Raw genomic sequence first — 20,640 nt, forward strand, 5'->3', positions numbered from 1 at the left:
CTAAAATTAAATGGTTAACTCAGCGCATACTAGTGACTTCGGGTTATTGAATTAAATTCCCCAGTAACTTACGCTCTCATCATTTATAGCATACCATGTTAGCTTTATCCGTAGCAAAATAACTTAATTTAGAATCAAAGCTGGCCACAACTAATATGATTAACTGGACTAGCAGTTAATTCCCCGTTTAAGCTTCTAGGGATTTTATTACCTTAGCTGGCACACCGGCAACAATAACATTATCTGGCACATCCTTAGTTACGACAGCCCCCGCAGCAAGTACCACATTGTTACCAATTGTCACTCCTGGCAGAATTGTCACGCTACCACCCATCCAGACATCATTACCAATCGTAATTGGACTAGCTTGTGCTAGATATTGTCGACGACCAGCCGCCGTTAACGGATGATTAACTGTATATATGCCAACGTTAGGACCAATCATGACATTATTGCCAATCGTAACTGGAGCCATATCCAAAACCGTTAGATTATAATTGCTTAAAAAATCATGTCCTACTCGAATATTTTTTCCATAATCACAATTAAATGGCGCTTGCACCGACAAACGAGCACCATAGGAACCTAAAATAGCCTGTATCTTTTGCACTTGTTTAGCCGGTTCCGTTGCAGAGATCACATTAAATTCCTGACATAACTTAGCAGCTCTGGCCTTACGTGCCGCAACTTCTGGATCAGAAAAATCATACCAATCTCCTGCTTTAAGTTTCTCAAGTTCACTTTTCATATAATCAGTCCTTTCATAACCAGGATAACTCTTACAGTTAGGTCTAAGTCAAATAACTTATCGCTCATGATGGTTAAGCGTTTGTACGTCTTGCAAAGACATCATTTCCATAGATCAGAAAGCTGCTAAATCAATAATTCGGTCGCTAATTTGTTCAAAATAATGATCGTGTGAAACAACCACAACTGTCTTACCTTGTTCACGTAATTTTACGAGTAATTGGCCTAAAATCTCTCGATTCTCTGAATCTAAAGCACCAGTTGGTTCATCAGCTAAAATTAAGTCTGCTGGCTTCAAGAGTAGCCGTGCCACGGCCACTCGTTGTTGTTCACCACCAGAGAGCGTATAAATTTTGGTTTTAAGGTGACAATTCAGTTGAACATCTTGCAAAGCCTGCACCTTAAGTTTTCGTTTTTCCGCTCGATTCGCCTTGACATAAGCTAGGCCAATATCCAAGTTTTGACTAACTGTGCCATCATCAATCAAGCCAAAATTCTGGAAAAGGTAACTGATTTTAGTTCGACGTAATCGTAATGCGGCTGTTGACCGGCTGCTAGGCGCTACTTGACCAAACAACTTCAATTGTCCAGCATCCACTGACTCCAACAGACCAATCATATTCAAAATCGTTGACTTACCGGCACCACTTTTACCAAAAATAGTTGTCAATTCATAGGCATTAATTGACAAGTTCAAGTCGTCGAAGAGAACCCGCTCTCGATAATGCTTATTAACGTGCGTCATTTCAACTGCGGTTGGTTTATTTGTCATTTAAAAGCTCCTTCATATTCTGACGCTCTAATCTTTTAACTGTTAAACAAACGATGCCAAACTCAACAATTGTTATCAAACCGGTTAGCGCCCAATAATAGAAATTGTTTTGATGCTGGCTAACTGTTAGATAACTCATTACACCTGCCTGGGTCATTAGCATTATCATTAAGGGATGATATGTTTTAAACAAACTATAGCCGTTGACAAGTTTAATTGTCAGCGAATTTTTATTAACTTTGAAATAGAGTAATGTGATATAGCCAGTTAGAAAGAACGTGACAATCGCACTAATCGTCACTGCCACGCTGTTGTGAAGCAGGTTACCAACGGCCATCTTTAAGTCTTCCATCGGTAAATCATTCAACTTAACCAGCTGTGGATAGTTATCCAAATAATTATTTTTAACCAAAATCGGCCTAAGAGACATATAGGTTTTACGTACATTACCTTTAACCGGTACTTTTAAACCATCCCTAGCACCTTGACCGTTCATCACAGAACGATAGGCACTGCCAGTATTATTTTGTGTGCTAATTAACATCGGCCATGCTTTGATTGTTTTGCCATTGGTTAAATCAACCAATGCTTGGTTAGCAGGATAATAAACGACCTTTACAGCGGGCCGATACCCGAAGTCATAAACAAAATTTGTTTTGATACTGGCAACCATTTTTGTTGTCAATGGCTTAGCTGTAGTTGGCATCAACATCCAAATTGAAGACGTGTTTTCGGCGATGGTAATTCGCTGACCTGCCGTGTCATAAAGTGGATATTGGCGCAAATAATTAGGATTAACTGATAGATACTGATAGCACTTAGGAATTGCTTGATAAATGCTGTCATCATTAAAAAATAGGCCACCTCGCTTATTAATAGCAGTGTACATTGTCGTATCCAATTGATTTAATTCTGCCCAGGTGATATTACCCGCAACAAAATCATTGCCCGTGACATGGGGATAAAAGACCGCATACTGGTTTCCCACCATTGAAGCCTCCGTATGCCCTTTAAGAACATTATAGGAACCAGTCGCAACTTGTAACAATGGAATTAGACCTAAAAACATGTACACAATAAAAAATGCTTTGACCACATATAGCCCTAAAAAGGTCCAACGATTATAATTTCGGCGTCGCACTTGATTCGTTAGAGATAAAGACGTCATCCCCCAGATAGTCAACCAAGCAATCATCAGTATCGGTACTAATCCAAGTAATAACGTACCCATTTCTAAAATTGAAATTTTCCAACCAATTAACATCGTTATCACGAATTCTACACCCAATATGACAATCGCAACCATAATTATCTTGCTAAAAAAACTAGTAAAAATCTTAAAAACAGTAAATCCATTCAAGCGATAAGCCGCAATCATTTGACTACTATCAAGTAGTAAAATAATGATAAAGATACCTAGGAAACATAATATTGTAACTTGATACCCTGATAAATCAGTTGCTTCAAGTACTAGCGGTACAGCTTTATCCTGTTTGCTTGGTCTGAACTCTTTACTGGTGGTTTGCTCGTGAGTTTCTTGATTTAAATAGTAGGCGCTCAGTTTTAAGAAACGCTGATACGTCTTTGAATCTGAGCTTTCTAAGTAATAGTCTCCTTCACGTTGATCTTTTCGAACACTCTGCTCGATTGGTTCCATGGTCAGTTTGAAACCTAGGCGTGGCTTTTTTAGCAGGTAACGACGGCTTGTAACTCTTGCACGTGGTTGGTTGATATTAGCCAAAATCGTCGTTGGCTTGACCCCTGCAATCTGAAAAGTGACCTGTGTTAGCGACTGGCTATAATTAACTTGCTGGTTTTTGATCACCCATCCGTATTTAATTTGTCTTTTGAAATAATTTGTATGCGTTTTTTTAGCCGCATGATTCAATGCCGCAATCAATTGACCATAATTTTTTTGAGAAGTTGGAACTTTCGGTACCGTAAATAATTGATAACGTTGTGAAGAAACCCTCGTTGCCCGCTGTGCCTGCCGAATATCAGTTTTAGATTGACTTTGAGTTAATCCAATAAAACCATAAAGAATCAACAAAATTGAGAGGACTGCGACTAGTATTTTCCGATTCATATTGGCACCCTTCATTTCCAAAGAGAACGTTTTCATTTAATGATGCACTACTACATATAAAAAATCAATAACTCATGGATCAGAAAGCACTTCAAATAACGGTTCATTCCATGATACACTGCACTTCAATTATAAATCCGTCGTAAAAATAAAGACTCAAATATGGCTATTGAGTTTATTTTACATCTTAGATTAATTAAAAGGTGTGTTTTTGTTGAGAGATTATTAAGATTAAAACTTGGCTAAACTAGTGGTTCAGAACAGTGTATAAAACCTTAGCAAAGATACCTATACGATACCAATCGAGTAATTTTTTGAAATGATAAAAGTAGTGTCTGATGATTATCTGTCGAATGCTGGAAATTTTGAATAAATATTTGTTCTGAATCAAAATTATGCTATACTATTTAGGTACCTTTTGGAGAGTTGGCAGAGTGGTAATGCACCGGACTCGAAATCCGGCGAACCGGCTAATACCGGCGCGCAGGTTCAAATCCTGTACTCTCCTTAAATTGATTATCGGTACCAACCTTGAGCGTCGTCAATCGTTGAATTGACGGCGTTTTTGTTTTAATCTAATTGCTTCAAAACGGCTTTAATTGATATAATGGTGCACTTTTTGGTGCACTTTTACGAAAAAGCACCAAATTTTGATGATTTAGTGCACTTAAAAGTGCACCAAAAAAATCCACGTCGCTGTAACTCCTTGTGCCCCAAGGGATTACAGCGACGACAAAAGCACACAAATACCTAGGCGGGGGATTTATATATAACTTAAAACTACGTTATTACTTGTAATTCAAAAAAAAATATGAGAAGATGTCCTTGTCAGGGGAATCATCTTCTCATACATATATTAAGTGATATTCAATTGAATATCACTTTTTTTATTCTATAGACTCAGCCAACATCTCGTTTGCTAAATCTACTTTATCCATAGGACAATTTTCCACATATTTAGCATGACGACCAATCGGATCAATTGTTTTCATCTGCTCGGTGAAAATACTGCCAGTTGTTTTGGTACGCCCATCCAAAGGAATATGCAATGGAAATAGATTTTCTCGATTTGAGATTGGCATAACCCGTACCAGTGTTGTGTATCGTTGGAAGTCTTCATTAGAAACAACTACTGCTGGCCGATACCCCGCCTGTTCATGTCCAACCGTCGGATCAAAAGAAAATTTAATAATGGAACCTTTTGAAAAAATATCTTGTTGCATTTTTAACACAACTCCCTATGCTTTAATTTTATCGCCCAATTATCTATATAGTGACCAGCATAATTAGGCAATAGATTTAAAACATTTCTTTTCCTACAGGTTCTCCCCAATCGTACTCTACAGGTTTGTTCACTCTTCGATAACTTTCTAAATCAAAATTATCAAATCTATGTGCAATCTTGGATTCTGATTTCACGGGTGTAATTAAAATTTTGCCATCCTCTACAGAGATGTGAACTGGCGTATTAATTGGGTTAACAATTCCAATCTCTTTGAGGAGCGACTTTTGAAGCCGCAGACCTTGCGAGTTGCCTAACTTAACAATCTTTGTGGATAACATCATAATAATTCACCTCAGTTTCTGATTCTAAATCTACTTGACATTGGTCTACATATTCGTATTACATATCCTCGTACAGTCATAACAGCATCCTCCAAACCATTATTAGTTAGTGCTGATATTTTATCAGCAAAACAAGTATACACCCCTGACTACATTTTAGCAAAATAAAAAACCTTACACTAAAAATTATACTTAGCGTAAGGTTCATTAACATTCACTACTTAATAGTCAACTTTTCATTTGAATAAATTATAAAATCTATGCTCATACCATTTAATTTAGCTAAATCATTCATATCAGTACTAAATTGTTGAGCACGCCCACCAGCTGTCGCCCGAAACGACTGTGTATTACGTGTGAGAAACATTGCTTTTTACATAAGCTAGTGAATCGTTTGCGGGACCAGTTGCTAAATAACCGTATCCGTCCGACCGCGGTTGACGTACCCAGCGGTAGCCTCCTTGAATGATGGCCTGATCCGTGTCAACTGTTTGGCCAGCAGAGAGAACTGCAATCACACTCGCATCCATTGATGGTGCGGTCCGAAGCTTCACGGCCGTTTTGAGCGTGTACGTCTTTTTCTCCTTGACCCACTTAGGGACAGCCGTTTTAGGCTTGCTTAGTGCAGGTACCGCTGTCTTAGTTGCCTTGGCATACTTATCCCAGGTAGCCTTATTCCCATAAAACACGCTGAAATCAAGATTACCATTCCAACCAGATAGACGGCCAGTACTCGTATACTGAAACATTGTCGCAGTCTTCCAATGTTTCAGTGACCCATAAAGGTCACGTGGATTAAATCCATCTACCGTATTGTAATTATTATACTGTGCAATCCACAGGCCGTAATTGGCATTCACGACAGTGTCCCAATTCAATACGTTCTCACAATTGATTCCCGTATATAGAATCGAGTGTACACCAGTCTGGCTATAAACATAATCGAGCCACTGTTTTGCTAGCCCAACGCCAGTTTGATTTTGAATTGTCGAACCACTCGTATTTTCGAAATCGAGAATCAAAACAGCTTTGCCGATGTATGGCTTTACCTTTGACAGAAAATGGTCAGCTTGTTTTCTTACATCACTATCATTCCGGATAAAATGGTAAAGTCCTAGTTTTTTGCCTGACGCGAGTGCCTGCTTAACATGACCGCTCCATGCCGGATTCGTATAATCTGTCCCTTCAGTCACTTTCACAATGACGAAATCACCTGCGACTTTACCAACATTCAGGCCTGTTTGATAACTCGCCACATCAATACCGTTTAAGCTCATCATTCTACACCTCCATCTAGCACATGTGTAATTGATTTGAATACTTCGTTACCGCCGACACTGACCGCACCAGCTACCATGCCATCAATCAGGCCTACTAGCCAAGTCACATCGCCCTGAACTGTACTAACAAGGAACCCAATCAACGCCCCAATTACTAGCGCTACTAACGGCAAGAATTGATTACTTAACTTGCTCATTTTGACCCCCCACACGATTAAATACGTTGCGACTGCAATCAAAAAAATTGTGCCACCATTAATCAGTTGAATAAATTCCATCATTACTTTTCCTTCTTCCGATAATAGTCAACGATTTCCTGCAAATCATCAACCTGTTTCTTCAGTCCTTCATTCTCTTTTTTCAAATTGTTGCCACCACTCACCTTATTGCTGTTATAAATTGATACAAACTGCGTTAGGGACGCGACTAGGATTGAACCGGTCACTGTGATTAAGGCAACGATAACCGCGTCACTCAAATCAATCATCCCCAAATAAAATCTCATGTAACATTGACCCCAAGACAAAAAATGCGTACATACTTTCAAAGCTTAAATACTGACCTGTTTCAAAGTCATGGAACACAAATGCAATCATAAAAAATAACCAGACAAAAGTTAATAGTCCGGTCATGATTGGTTTGTAGTAGTATAAATTGACGTCCCACAATGTGTAGACTAGCGCAAAAGTTCCCACTACCGCTAGTATAAAAATAATTGGTGGATCATCAAAAATGTCTAATAAAGTCGGCCTTGGTGGCTGAAACTGAAACGTATTACTTTTGATGATGAAATAAATCCCCAAGCCGTACGTTTCTAAAGCTTTCCACAGCCAAAATCTATTTTTATTTAAGTGATAAAACATTCTATCACCGCCTATTCGGTCGTATCAGTGTCACTAGCTAGCTTGTCTTCTTCATCGTAAACCTTGGCTTGGAAATCAGCCGCATCTTTACGAACGGCCGCTTTATTGGCTTCGTATAAGGCGTAGTCAATGACTGATTGGTTCGAATTGTTGCTACTTGAATCTTGACCAAGGTTTGCACTAAAGCTCATGACTGTCTGACCGTCGATAGTTGATTGACCTGTAATAGTAGTAGACTTATTTGTTTTTAACATGATTATTTATCTCCTTTTTTGTCGTCGAAAGTTACATCCAAAGCGTCGCATAAAGCCGCATAAATAGTGGCGTCATCACCTGACAATTCTAGCTTGCAGTTCTTTAAAACATCTTGAATATCGGCTTTGTGATCAGTATAAGTAGCCTTATCAACTTCGCCAGTTTCCGTCATCAGCTTAGTATATGCGTCTTGGAACTCATCTGACTTACCATCTTTAAGCTTGTAGCTGTCGTTTTCAACGATGAGTTTGCCATCTTTATCCTTTTCGCCAAACTCGTCAAATAGATCTTTACGTGCGTCTTCAAGTGACTTTACTTGGTCCTTTAAGACCCGGATAAAGCGGGTCCGAGCCATTGATTGGTAGCCAGCCAGTGGTAGCTGCTGCATTAAAACCACTGCGCCGCTAATATATTGATTTTCAATTGTGAATTTCATTTTATGAAGCCTCCAGTTTTTGTTTTAGTTCTTCAATTTGTTCTTTCATATTCTTAATTAGTGGTAGTAATGCGACAGCAATCCGGTCATACTGAATACCTTCCAAACCTCCGTTCTCGTTACGAACCACTAATTTTTCTACCCCAGCAGCGGCTAAATCTTCCGCAATCATCCCATAATTAAGTTCAGGAATTGGCTGAGTTGGGTCTTCGCTATATCGTTCAAGACTAGCTTTATCAATCCATGTTGCTGTTGGTAAATTAATAAGCTTCTCACCGTAATCTGTTGAGAACCCTCGCACGATGTTAGTCTTGTATTTGGATGCAGATGTTGACCGTACCAATGCGCCATCGTCACTGATAAAAACATTTGATGATTTACTGGTTGTGTGGATAAAAGCACTTGGAATGTGAACATATTCACCCCAAATTAAAATTCTATTTCCATTAAATTTTGTCCCTGAACTATCTGTAACGCCAATCGAAATTTTAGGAGAACTGTCTGCGCCATAACCATTGAACTTTGTTTTTGCCCCTCCGGACATAACAATTCCTCGTTCTGCCCCGCCTACCTTGGTAGGCTGCCAACCAAAAGTGGATTTCCCTGTAGAAATTCCACTAAATGTCTCAACGCCAAATCCAAAATCAAATATATCCATAGAATTAGCTGAGTTTGTAAGCAAAGCATAATCGCGTCCAATAAATGATGCTCCAGCAAATGACGCTCCAGCAACTGTATTAGTAATATTTAAATAAGGTGTAGTTTGTAAATCAAATATTTGCGGTCCAACAAATTGTATTGACCCGCCTTTTAGTAGTACACGTGACGAAGCATCGGCAACCGACACATACCCACTGTCGATATTAATATCAAGAGTGTTAGTCGAATTGTGAATACGGCCTTTTTGAAAGGTAACGACACCAGTATTAAGATTAATTTGCAAATTAGAACCAGTTAAAGTACCGGTAGTAATGTGACTAGCATTCAAGTTAATCACATTGACGTTGGCCGCATTTAGTGTCCCAGTAGTAATCTTATCTGCCGCAATGCTAGCGATATTTGCTGATTTTATCACTGCGGCGTCGATGGTAGTCGTCCCCGTGATGTGAACTTTCTGACCGGCAATTAAGACGCCCTCAGTCGAAATGTTGATTTGATTGATGACGTTATTTTTAACCACACGGAGGTTGATGTTGTCTTGTAGTTGGGTAATTTGTGATGCTGATGGTTCTCTATCAGTAAAGGGAATATCACCGGCTATACTCATCATTGGTTGTGAGAACATCCCATGAGCTGAGCCAATTCCATGATATGCAGTATACAATCCCAAAGAAATATATTGGAAAGCTTTTGTCGGTTTAAAAACAGCAGTTACCTTTTGCCACACACCTATTGCCGCAGTAGTCGCTGAAACTTGATTTGAATCTTTGAATTCTACTCGTGCCCAGTCGGCAAGATTATCATTACTAAAAGTAGCGATATCAATAAAGAATCGGACATCACCAGCAGTTTCTGAATAGATTTTAACCCATGCAGTCGCCGTTATAGTTTGTGAACCATCATTTGAGAAAAACATCTTTTTACTATTAATTACTCTATAGGTAACAGTTCCTGCAGTGCCAATATTTTTTTGAAAAGTTCCCATTGAAGCACTGCCGTCTTTAGCTGAGACAGCATTGTTAGAAACATAGAAAAAATTACTACCGTCGTTATACCAGTTTGATTTAGAACCATCTAAAAATAACGGATCATAAACATAATTTGTAGCGCCACTAGATGTGATTGTTGATGTAATCTGATTAGACAACTGTGTGACTTGTGATGTGCTAGCTTTGCCATTTACCGTAGCCTGCATCCCATTCAGCTTAACTTCCAAGCTTGAATACTGAACTTGCGTAGCCGCATCTTCAGGTGCCGGTGACCAGTCAGTAGCTCTAGTTCCTTTTTCAAGCTTTGCGTTAGTTATGGTAACCGTCCCGTTAAAAGCTGGCCGAGCAAATATTTTCATGCAATTTAGCGAAGAACTCGTAACAGCATTCAATTTAACCGTTACTGTGACATGGCCTTGCGTGCTATTTGCACTTGTAGTCACCTCTTGTGAGATTGATCCAGATGTTCCCGTAGCAGAAACAATAGCGTATGGACTGGTTTCGATATACAAACCAATGTTGCCATAGGCTTTTACACCGCTTACTTGCCAATCAAATGACCAAGTCAAAATATCACCGATGTTAAAATTGGACTTATTGAATTCGCCAAATGAATATTTCCATTGAGTAATTGACCCATATTGGCTGGTCGTTGTCGCATTATACGTCGCTACGAACGGGTTAGCAGTACCCATCAAATAATTACGACCGCCAAGTTCTAGTCCATCCAAGTTACTTTGCACCTTGCTAACCGATAGCTTCAAGCTGTCCGCCGTAGTGCTGATTTGCCCTGACGTCCAAGACTGCGTGGCGTAGCTACCCAAAGTCGTCTTTAAATCAGTTTTCGTGACCGACTGTAAAATCTGGTTGTTAGCCACCGTCAGCTTACCCTCGGCAGTCGTGACCCGTCCGGTTAAAGTGCTGACATCTGTTTGGCTAGCCTTTAAAGCGATATTTTTTGTATTCGTAGCTAGCTCGGTTGTGTGAGTTGAGACTGTTCCGGCCAAGCCGTTGACTTGACCAATCGAAGCATTCTTCGAAATCCGAAAGCCATTACCACACGCAAAACCTAAGTCTTCGGTAGCTGGCCCATAAATTTGTAGCCATGGCGAACCAGTGGCTCCATCAGCTGGGATAGTGATTGTCCCCGTGTACTTAGCTAGTCCCGTTCCCTTAGGAACGATAAATGCTGATATCCAAGCACTGCTGCCATCTGATTTCACCACTTTTATACCAAATGCCAGATTATAGTTTGCATGTAAAGCCGACATATAAGCTTCGAGATAGTAAGTCTCACCCGCCGAAACCGGGAAACTATTGCCACCCTCGCCACTGTCACGGAGGGTAAATTTTAGCAGTCCGATGTGGCCGGTTAGCGTCTTAGCGGCATCAGCTTCGTAGTAAGAAGTGCCAAATTGCCACTTCCCGATATCTTTGTCATCAAACCATGGTTTTAAAATTAAGTTATCTCGGGCGCTGTTGAGTTTTGTGTTGGTATCACTCAGCTGTAACTTAAATTGGTCCGCATTGGCGGTAATTGCTAGTGAATTATTTGACACGGTCTTAGTAAGCGTGTTGACCACGGATGCATCGGCCTTTAGTGCTAGGCCCTTTGCTGTAGTTGAAATAGATGTTGAATTGTTTGCCACAGTGCTTTTAAGCGTATCAACTATTTTACTATCAGCTTTAAGCGCCACCTCAGCTTGCGTCTGCTGTGAAACTGTTGACTGGGTAGTAACGGTTTTTGTTAAGTCTGTCAGGTCAGTGTTAGTCGCTAAGTCTTCGGGGGCTGGCGACCAGTCGGTTGGCTTGGTGCCTTTTTCAATTTGAACCGCAGCCTGATAGACTGTCATATCTGGGATAGTCGCATCAAATTCATGCGGTTCTATTCGAATGGTATATGCGGCAATGTCTGAAAATTTAAAAGTGGCACTAAAACGTTGCCACTCATTAGTTACCCGTCCAATTGGATTGAATGACGGGGCGTTACCATATACCCCTACTTTGGCAATTTGCCCATCAGCGACTGTTCGCATGTAAGCCGAGATTGTCACATAATCATCCGGAGAAAAAGGCCCTGCTAAATCGGCTACCTTGTATTCAGGGCCACCCCATTCAACTGCACTACTAAAGATCTTAGTACCCATATATTCATCTGCGAGTACACTGCCTTGGATGGTCCAATGGCCGCCAGAATAATCATACGAATTTAATGCATAATTCCGGCCACCGATGCTCATCGCATCGAAGTCAGTCTGTGACACTTTAGACGTCAACCCATTAGCGTTAGCCGCAATCTCAGCAGTATGCGTGGCCACTGTGTTGTTGATGGCGTCCACAACCGAGCTATCAGCTTTTAGCTTTAGTCCATCGCTGGCAAGTTTGACTGCTGTTGTGTTGCTGGTTACCGTCTGCTTTAGCGTGTCGACCGTTTTGCTATCTGCTTTAGCTTGCAAACCATCAGCAACTACTTTGACCGCCGCCGTGTTATCTGTGACGGTCTTAGTCAGATTATTTACCGATTGTGAGCTGGCTTTAGCAGCTAGTTCCGTTTGCGTCTGCGATAGCTGTGTTCCTTGGGTGTTTACAGTGCCTTTAAGCGTGTCATAAATCGTTTGTTCGACCTTACTGCTTAGTTGACCATAGACGTCGATAAACTGCGTCGTGATATCTTCTTGGGCGGATACCCATGGTAAAGCTTTATCACCCTTAGCTATCATGATGAGTGTCTTTAAATCTAGTGGGTCAAACCATCGGGTTTTAATTGTTAAAATTCCATCGGTGCCTGTTGTGACTGTGATGGGGTGGTCAAGGTAAACGCCATTATTCCCGGTTTGAGGTGTAAAGCCTTTTACCCCGGCAAAAATATAAGCACCCTGATCACCATTTAGCCCCATATCGCTGCTGACGGTATAAGCAGTGTTAGCTGCTAGCTTAATGTCGACATCAGTAAAGTTACCCTCGACATAATTGTTTTCTTTCCAAAAACTTAGGCTAAAGTAGTTTCGGCCTAGCGTATCAAGCTGTTTAAAGTCAGCCATTGTATCATTCGCAACCGTTAAAGCGCTATTCGCCGTCCCAACCGCACCACTAGCCGTTGTCAAAGCCTGGGTGGCAGTCGAATTAGCCGTTTTAGTATCAGCAATCGCTGAGTTAGCAGCTGTCAAAGCACTACTTGCTTTGCCAAGTGACTGCGTGGCATTAGTCATTGCATTACCAGCCGTTACCGTTGCTACCGCCGCTTGCGATTTAGCCTCACTGGCGGTGCTGTTTGAGAAGCCGGCTTGTGCTACTGCAACATTGGCTTGAGCCACAGCTGAGTTGACGCTGCCGGTCATCTTTTTTGTTGCTTCTTGTTCCTCTTTGACCATGGCCTTGACATCTTCACCGGTACTATCAGACACCGTTAATACCCACTTACCAGAGCCGTCGCTTTGACGTTCAAAGGTCCACATCTCTAGATGATTACCATTTTGCTTGTACCATAGATCATTAAACTTAGCATTGGTTGGTGGGTAGATAGTATCGGGACCATAGATATAGTTACCTGTGGCTCCGTTTCGTCCAGCCAAGTCTTGGACAACTTGTGTTAGTTCGCCACGCCAAGCATACCCATCGCTAGCAGTTGAAGTTTGGTCGGCCTTAGATACTGCTGATAAGCTTCCATCAAAGGTCATTGTATAAGAACTGTTAGGTACGTTGAATTTGTTACCTTTAGTATCTTGTAGCGTTAGCCAGTCACCAGCTTCTATTGCAGGATTGCCAAACCAATTAAGACTAAATGGGTAAAAGTTTAATGTTTTTAATTGTTCCCAGATAGCTTCGAGCCGGTCTACTGTCATCAGATTATTAGTTAGCTGAATTTGAGCGCCACTCGTTGACCCAGCTTGCAGCGTACTGGTTGTATCAGTACTATCGCCAGCTGAGTCTTTACTAGTCGTGGTTACTTCACATGAGATACCACCAATTCTATAAGTAGCTTCATTTTTTGTTAGTCCAGCCTGTTCATAGCTACTAGGGGCAAGCAAATAATCTGGGTCGGTTAACGTCCTGATAGTTAACTTACCGTCACGATCAAAGGTTACAAATCCCGCATAAAACTGGGCAATCATTCCTATAGCGTTACGATACGTCTGTCCTTTGATTGCACTAGGCAAGTTTACTTGCGTTGGTAGCCGGCTAATATCATCTGTATTGAGTACAACGCCAGCTTTATTAGCAATTTCGGCTATGACATCTATTACCTTAGCCGGATAAGATAGCTTCGAAGTATATATGTTCTCCATCAAACACATCTGGTCATAGCACTTGATGATTGTCTCATCGTTATTACGGTCCATTTGAATGTCGGTTGAAATAATAAAGACGCCTAGTGGACTATATTCATAGCCACTTGACGTCTTGATGCCGATTTTAGGCTTAACCGTCATCCCAGGTTTTAGTCCCTCAACCAGATGTGAGAATTTGATTGTCACACTGTTTTCGTAATTGGACCCGATGCCGAACGTGTCACCGGTGTAGCCACCTGAATCGTACTCAACAGACGCTAAATCAGTTGTTTTATAGCTAGCGCCATTGATGACTACTACCGCATCTAAAAGACGTTCGGTAGCTTGCCACGCAGCTCGGGCTTGATCTGATTGTGTAATCACTTTATCACCTCCTTACTATTGTTCGATAAAGTCCATTTGAACATTTTGCCAAATATATTTGGACATATCCGTGTTAAAAGTGTAAATAGGTGTCGTTCGGTCACCAACATAAAAAGTTTTAGTGACTATGCTACCTTCTTGCGCATCCAAATAACTGCAAGAAAAAAACTGTCCGGAGACAGCTTTTAGGATTGCGCTACATTCAGTGACCGTTAATGGTCCCCATTTAATTGTTAGTTTGCGTTTTACAGCTACTCGGTCACGATGTAATAACCCATTAGCGTCACGAGAAGCCTTGGCATCTATATCTTGAATAATACATTCTAAAGACGCAGGTGCTTTAACCTGTGTCCCGCCGATTGATAGCGAATATGACAATCGTAATCATCTCCTATAATTTCAACATGTTTTTACCATTTTTTTGGTTAACTGCATTAATACCTTTAATGGCGGCATTACCGAATTTTTCATCACCAACTTGTAACGTCAGGTTCACATTAATTGGCTGTGAGCTCGATGGCATCCCGGTAGTGTTCGCCATTTGTAGTCCCTGCAGTAAAGCGTTGACAATATTGGAACCGAGCTCATTGATACCGCCGCTATTAACATTCTGCGTATTAGTAGTTGAACTGCTACCAAAGCTGCTTAAATCAACCTGCTGTGTTAAAGCATCCGGCATTTGTAAACCGTTGCTAAAGTTCTGCCCCATGAAACTAAGGGCTTGCTTAATTAATGCCATTGAACGCGGGATGTTAGTTAACGGCAGGACCATCTCGGGCTTATTATTCTCAAATAGTGGATATAGTCCCGCTTGATTACCCAAGCCACCATTGGCATAGCCATGACCTTGACCAAGGAAACCAAGCGCTGAACCATAACGTCCCTTAGCATAATGCAAGCCGGCTAAAATATTGTCATAACCGTTAAAGATCTGTTTATGCCCGCTAAAAGCATTTGCATTAAAAGTCGACCGCTTCGTTTGCATCAAACCAAGTGCTGGTCCACTACCATCTCCATCCGGGTCCGCTCCGGGTTGCCTTGCCGACGGATTACCGCCACTTTCAGTTTTAATTTGGCGTAAAACCTTTGCAATCATCGCATTACCAGTACTCAATCCATTAGCTGATAAGCCCTTACGAACGGAGCCACGCCAACGATTAACTGAGCTACCGCTTGGATTATTTATACTACCACCAGCATCGCTACTAAATTTCTTTAGCGTGCTGCCAATCCAGCCTTTTGCGCTATCAACACTATAGTCAACCATGCTCTTAGCAACGTCTAGTGGATAGTCTGACAAGCCAGAGAAACTAACAAATTTCTTCATAGCAGTCTTCAAGATTCGTTCGGGGTGTTTGAAATCATCCCAAATTTCGCTAGCCTTATCTGCCACACTGTCAGCAACATTGCTAACACTACTCCCAATACTGCCGAAAATATTCCCTAAGCTAAAGTCCATCTTAGGAATATTTAAATTCATGTTCTTCAAATCAGACAGATCAAAGTCACCAATCCCACCAGCATAGCGTGGAATCATCGTCGAAGCTTTACGCTCTGTCTCGCTAGCATTTAAAATTTGAGTTCCTTTTGGCAAATTGACCATCATGTCACGAACAGCCGGGAATACACCAGTTTTACCATTGGGCAATTTAAACGCTTCACGATATTTGTGACCCTTTTGATCATTAACAACAGCAGGTCCGCCAGGATGGCGACCACCAGTTGACCAGTGTGGCACAGACCAATGATGCATTGATTTTGCTCTACCAGAAGCACCAACGTGATTCAGAATCCATTTAATCCCATCAATAACTCCATTGACTGCCTTGCCAATCGTACCAACAATGGCGTTACCAATCGATGCAGCGCCATTTTTAACAGCGTTGTATCCTGATGATAAGCCACCACCAATTTTACCGCCCAAGCCACCGGCCCATTTGGATAAGGATTTACCAGTACCAGATTTAAAACTAGATACCCAATTTCCTAACTTAGAACCAGCGTTTTTAGCAAGACTCTTAGCACCGTTAATACCGGAATTGGTTACAGAACCTAAGCCTTTTGACCAGCTTGAAAGCTTACTACTTGCTCCGCTTCTAAAGTTATTGACCCAGCCACCTAACTTACTACCAGCGTCTTTGGCCTTGCTCTTTCCATCATCAACTTTTTTGTTGATATTGGATCCAATTCCCGATGCCCAAGAATGAATCTTAGTAATCGTTCCACGAGCGCTGTCTGTAAACTCTGCTGTCCATGACCCAAGCTTGGAGCCCGCAGACTTAGCTTTACTTTTGCCGTCATCGACCTTTTTATTGATATTACTACCAACACCAGCCGCCCATTTCTTAATACCTACGATTGTTCCATGAGCACCATCAGTAAATTCGGCCGTCCAGTCACCAACCTTTTTACCAGCCTTTTGAGCCAACTTCTTGCCATCGTCAATCTTCTTATTAACACTAGTTCCGACGCCAGATGCCCAAGTACCAATCTTCTTTTTTGTTCCAGTGATAAAGCCAGAAGTCCAGTTACCAATCTTTTGACCTGCTGATTTGAAGGTCTTCTGTGCGTCCGAAATATGCCCCTCAACCTTAGTGCCAACGCCTTTGGCCCAATCGGCTGCCTTACCGGGTAACTTAGATGCCCATTTGAGGATGTTTTTGCCTGTTTTGGTATCAGTCAAGAACCAAGTGGCAACGCCAGAGATTGGATTTATAATAAATTCGATCACGGCTCCCCAGTTTTTTTGAATCCATTTAATCGAGTCGCCAAACCATTTTGTAATGCTCTTCCAAACGTCATTACAAAATTCTCTGAATTTTTTATTATGCTTGTACAAAAGTACAAAGCCGGCCACCAAAGCCACGATTGCAGTTACAACTAATACTATAGGATTGGCATCCATGACCGCATTAAAGATTGCTTGACCTGCGGCAGCTAGCTTAGACCAAACCGACCAACCTTTAAGAGCTTTCCAGCCATCGGCTAAATTAGAAGCGACTTTACCTAACCCTGGGATATTCTTCAAACTTTTAGTATAACTAACGGCTTTCTTTAAATCATCAAGTCCAGTTATTTTACCAAACATGCCTTTAATAATTGACCCGACACCTTTAGCATCATTAACATTTGAAATCACTTTGCCAAGATCAGTAATTAAGCCAGCATAAGCTTTGCTAGTATACTTAATGGTCATCATCGCAACAATGGCGCCAATCAACCACTTAACAATCGTTTGATGTTTATCGGCCCATGATGATATGCCCTTCAAGGCGCCAGCTAATGCTTTCAAAGCACCGACTACTACACCACCAGACCATTTTGCTATCGGCTTTAGGAAAGATTCCCAAATCCAATTAAAAAACGGCTTAGCCGCCTGAATGACGCTATGCACTACTTTAAGTGCTGCTGCAAGCGCATCTAGAAATGCAGGAATTAATTTTGTAATTGTAAACTTAGAAAGAGGTAACAGGATATTCTTGTAACCCCAATCTAAGCCATCCCACACATCTTTAACAACCGGACGGATAGCTTTTAGTAATCCGTCGATTGATTCCAATAGTGGCGTAAAGTTTAGCTTAGAGGCCCAAGTAACGGTTGCTCCGGTTATATCAGTTAAGGCATCTAGCATGTCATTAACCATACCCAGAAGAGTCTTAAAGATGGAGCTTCCCACATCGCCGTGCTTCCAAGCCTTATCAAATTGACCAGCCAAGGCACCAATTGTGTTGAAAACATTAGTGAATATCTTATAAATATTAGTGGCTATTTTTTCGCCAGTTCCATCATTCCAAGCATTCCTAAACGCCTTTGCAACGTCATTTAACACAAAAATAACTTTGTTTAATGCGTTAAGAATTGATTGAATTAGTTTGGTGCCCACATTGCCATGCGTCCATGCACGGTCGAACGCTTTAGCAATATCACCAATAGCGCCAACTACGTTAGTAACCAGTTTAATCAGATTAACAAATATTCGTTCACCTAAATTACCGCCATTCCAAGCATCTCGAAATGATGTTGCAATATCGTGAATCAGTTTAAGGACGTTATTCAACGAATTAAAGATTGTTTGAATTAACCGGGTTCCTCGGCCACCACCGCCCTCCCATGCTTGAGAGAACGCTTTAGCCACATCACCAATAATATTTAACATGTCAGCTAGTAGTTGCAACAAGTTTTCAACCGTCTTTTTACCAGTACCATTGTCCCAAACGTGCATAAAAGATTTGCCGACATCTTCAAGTGCTCGTTCAACTTCTCGCCATGCGTATTTAGCGCCATCAGTAACTGCCTTACCTTTTGAGTTCCATGCGGCTTGCATGGGGTCAAAAAGCTCGCCCAATATCTTTTTAAGCCGTTTGGCAGCATCGGCAGCACTGTTAAATGTTGCACCTAATGGCGTGTCAAAATTAACACCACCATCATCACCACTATCAGTTCCAGAATCATCAGCAGATTGTAACGGCGTTGATTCTGGTGCAGTTTGTGTCGGAGTAGAATCTGGTGAAGCTTGCTTATCCTGTGGCGTGAAGATTTCTTTCTCTTTCTTGTCGTAGGACGAGTCGTCGTCACTGCTACTCTTATCCAAAACGTTCAGTTCATCGAAGCCCATCAAAGACTGCATCAATTCCTGATTTTTCTTCTTAGTGGCTTCCATGGCCTGTTGTGAACGCTTATTCGCTGCTTCTATTTGAGCATTAGCCGCTTTAACTTGCGCAGCTCCCTGCCGATTAGCCTTAGCTATTTGAGCATTGGCCTCGCGAACTGATTGTGCCTGTGCCTGATTCTGCTTTCGAATTTGGGCATTGGCTTCCCGGGTTGATCGGGCTTGCGCTTGATTTTGCTTAGTAATTTCAGCATTGGCTTTTTTTACTGAAGCTGCTGCCTTACTAGAAGCTGTTGACGTATCATTCATGGCTTTAGTCTGTTCATACAGGCCTTGGGCCCCTTGACGTGCTTTGGAGTAACTCATACCAGTCAAAGCCGAGCTAAATTGAGCTAGCCAACTCGTTGCCTTAGATAATGACTTCATCAACGCATTAATTGCTGGCAAAATATAGCTATAAATCGGATAAAACGCCGTTAATAAATTAACCTTGATTTGATTTAGACTAGTTGCAAATTGCTTGTTAGTTTGGAGTGCCGAAGCAAAGCCTTGCGATAACTTCATAATTCCTTGATAGAGTAGCCCGAACACGATTAATTGCGACGGTAAATATTTAAGCTGTTGTGCTAGACCACCCATGGCACCACTGGCCTTTTTAGTACCAGCTGCCGCTTTACCCATTGAACGACTGCCATTGTTACCAAAACTAGTCATACGGTTTGCAGCTGACTTGATTGAGTTGCCAATACGGCTAAACATTCCAGACGGACCTTTACCAGAACCAGCTATTCTACTCATAGCGTTACGAGCGGAGTTCCCCAATTGACCGAATGCACCACTTGAGCGACCCGCTTTAACGCTAGACTCGCCAAGTTCTGTATTTAACTTACCAACAACTGATTTAAGTTCGGTACCACGATCAGAAACATACGCATAAGATTTATTTAGTTTATCGTTGGAACTGATAAGCTTATCCATCTTGCTACGCGTACTCATGATACTTTTTTCGAGAGCGCTGCTTTGCTTAGTCAGTCGGTCACTGCGACCCATGGTACTCATAGATTCTTGAACGTCTTTATTAGACGTTTCTAAGGATTTTAATTGGCGCCGATAAGTTTCAATTTTGACTTCGTTCTGGTCCATGGCTTGGGCGATTTCTTTTAAGGAGCTTGGGACAGCGTCAAACTCGCGTCGCATGGATTGAGCTAAAGCTTTAGCTTGGTTCTGATAGCGTGTCAGTTGCGCTTGGGCCGACGCGATTTGACCATCGAACTTAACACCCTCGGTACCACTTTTTTGAGCCGTGCTTAAAGTGTTTTTACGATTAGTTAAGTCGCGCATACGAGCTTGAGCCGCTCTTGCTTGGTCCATCTTAGCGTTGATATCAGAAACCATCGCTTGTAAATCTTGTTTAACTTTGATTCGACTACCAGAAAACATTTTACCGGTAGCTTGACCAATCTTGCTAGCGCCAGTCGAAGCCGTGCTACGAACTTTTTCAAACGAACCGCTCGCAGTTTCATTTAACTTTGACAATTGCTCTTGAATCTTTGTCAGTCCCTTACTAACATCCATAGATTCCTCAGTTTTGGTCATGCCGGCTTTAGTGGAATCAACTACCTTACCCATAAACCGATCAAACATTGGTTGGACTCTGGCAAACTGTGCCTCCATTTGTTCTGTATTTGCTTTAAATAGGACTTCAAGCTCTTCTAATTCCAAGTC

The 20,640-nt window shown here is 41.5% G+C and carries 14 protein-coding genes and 1 tRNA gene; 1 reads left to right on the top strand and 14 read right to left on the bottom strand.

The genetic code is table 11. The features are described from left to right. Positions 1 to 187 precede the first annotated feature (187 nt). The 3 genes from C5Z25_RS01455 to C5Z25_RS01465 form a co-directional block, all read right to left on the bottom strand. Entirely contained in the window at positions 188 to 748 is a 561-nt protein-coding gene (locus tag C5Z25_RS01455) for a sugar O-acetyltransferase (RefSeq protein WP_105451008.1), read from the bottom strand. A gap of 114 nt (positions 749 to 862) precedes the next feature. After that, on the bottom strand, positions 863 to 1,519 hold the full coding sequence (locus C5Z25_RS01460) for an ABC transporter ATP-binding protein (protein WP_105451010.1): 657 nt from the start codon (positions 1,517 to 1,519) through the stop codon (positions 863 to 865). Further along, positions 1,509 to 3,605 carry a DUF1430 domain-containing protein gene (locus tag C5Z25_RS01465; RefSeq protein ID WP_158682881.1) on the bottom strand — a complete coding sequence of 699 codons (2,097 nt, stop codon included), beginning with the start codon at positions 3,603 to 3,605 and terminating at the stop codon, positions 1,509 to 1,511. The genes C5Z25_RS01460 and C5Z25_RS01465 overlap by 11 nt, the downstream gene beginning before the upstream one ends. Before the next feature lie 420 nt (positions 3,606 to 4,025). Between C5Z25_RS01465 and C5Z25_RS01470 the strand changes: the two genes are divergently transcribed. Further along, positions 4,026 to 4,113, top strand: a tRNA-Ser gene (locus tag C5Z25_RS01470). Between the two features lie 379 nt (positions 4,114 to 4,492). On the opposite strand, the gene C5Z25_RS01475 is transcribed toward C5Z25_RS01470, so the two are convergent. The 11 genes from C5Z25_RS01475 to C5Z25_RS01525 form a co-directional block, all read right to left on the bottom strand. Next, the gene (locus tag C5Z25_RS01475; RefSeq protein ID WP_105451014.1) at positions 4,493 to 4,828 is read right to left on the bottom strand and encodes a type II toxin-antitoxin system PemK/MazF family toxin; all 336 of its coding nucleotides are present in this window, start codon (positions 4,826 to 4,828) and stop codon (positions 4,493 to 4,495) included. 76 nt (positions 4,829 to 4,904) lie between these two features. Further along, the gene (locus tag C5Z25_RS01480) at positions 4,905 to 5,171 is read right to left on the bottom strand and encodes an AbrB/MazE/SpoVT family DNA-binding domain-containing protein (RefSeq protein ID WP_199774922.1); all 267 of its coding nucleotides are present in this window, start codon (positions 5,169 to 5,171) and stop codon (positions 4,905 to 4,907) included. A 350-nt stretch (positions 5,172 to 5,521) separates the two neighbouring features. Then, the gene (locus C5Z25_RS01485; RefSeq protein WP_234002764.1) at positions 5,522 to 6,451 is read right to left on the bottom strand and encodes a GH25 family lysozyme; all 930 of its coding nucleotides are present in this window, start codon (positions 6,449 to 6,451) and stop codon (positions 5,522 to 5,524) included. Next, positions 6,448 to 6,732, bottom strand: a complete 285-nt coding sequence (locus C5Z25_RS01490; RefSeq protein WP_105451016.1) for a phage holin family protein — start codon at positions 6,730 to 6,732, stop codon at positions 6,448 to 6,450. The genes C5Z25_RS01485 and C5Z25_RS01490 overlap by 4 nt, the downstream gene beginning before the upstream one ends. Further along, on the bottom strand, positions 6,732 to 6,956 hold the full coding sequence (locus C5Z25_RS01495; protein ID WP_199774923.1) for a hypothetical protein: 225 nt from the start codon (positions 6,954 to 6,956) through the stop codon (positions 6,732 to 6,734). Before C5Z25_RS01495 ends, C5Z25_RS01490 begins: the two co-directional genes overlap by 1 nt. Then, positions 6,931 to 7,314: a hypothetical protein gene (locus C5Z25_RS01500; RefSeq protein WP_105451018.1), complete on the bottom strand. Its 384-nt coding sequence runs from the start codon at positions 7,312 to 7,314 to the stop codon at positions 6,931 to 6,933. Before C5Z25_RS01500 ends, C5Z25_RS01495 begins: the two co-directional genes overlap by 26 nt. Before the next feature lie 11 nt (positions 7,315 to 7,325). Then, positions 7,326 to 7,568 carry a hypothetical protein gene (locus C5Z25_RS01505; protein ID WP_105451019.1) on the bottom strand — a complete coding sequence of 81 codons (243 nt, stop codon included), beginning with the start codon at positions 7,566 to 7,568 and terminating at the stop codon, positions 7,326 to 7,328. A gap of 2 nt (positions 7,569 to 7,570) precedes the next feature. Then, positions 7,571 to 8,005, bottom strand: a complete 435-nt coding sequence (locus tag C5Z25_RS01510) for a DUF1617 family protein (RefSeq protein ID WP_105451021.1) — start codon at positions 8,003 to 8,005, stop codon at positions 7,571 to 7,573. Between the two features lies 1 nt (position 8,006). Beyond that, on the bottom strand, positions 8,007 to 14,306 hold the full coding sequence (locus C5Z25_RS01515; protein ID WP_105451023.1) for a gp58-like family protein: 6,300 nt from the start codon (positions 14,304 to 14,306) through the stop codon (positions 8,007 to 8,009). A gap of 15 nt (positions 14,307 to 14,321) precedes the next feature. Continuing rightward, the gene (locus C5Z25_RS01520; protein ID WP_105451025.1) at positions 14,322 to 14,684 is read right to left on the bottom strand and encodes a DUF6711 family protein; all 363 of its coding nucleotides are present in this window, start codon (positions 14,682 to 14,684) and stop codon (positions 14,322 to 14,324) included. Positions 14,685 to 14,697: 13 nt separating this feature from the next. Beyond that, positions 14,698 to 20,637: a phage tail protein gene (locus C5Z25_RS01525; RefSeq protein ID WP_234002765.1), complete on the bottom strand. Its 5,940-nt coding sequence runs from the start codon at positions 20,635 to 20,637 to the stop codon at positions 14,698 to 14,700. Between the last annotated feature and the right edge of the window lie 3 nt (positions 20,638 to 20,640).

Source organism: Lactobacillus sp. CBA3605, from assembly GCF_002970915.1.
GTDB lineage: Bacteria > Bacillota > Bacilli > Lactobacillales > Lactobacillaceae > Lactiplantibacillus.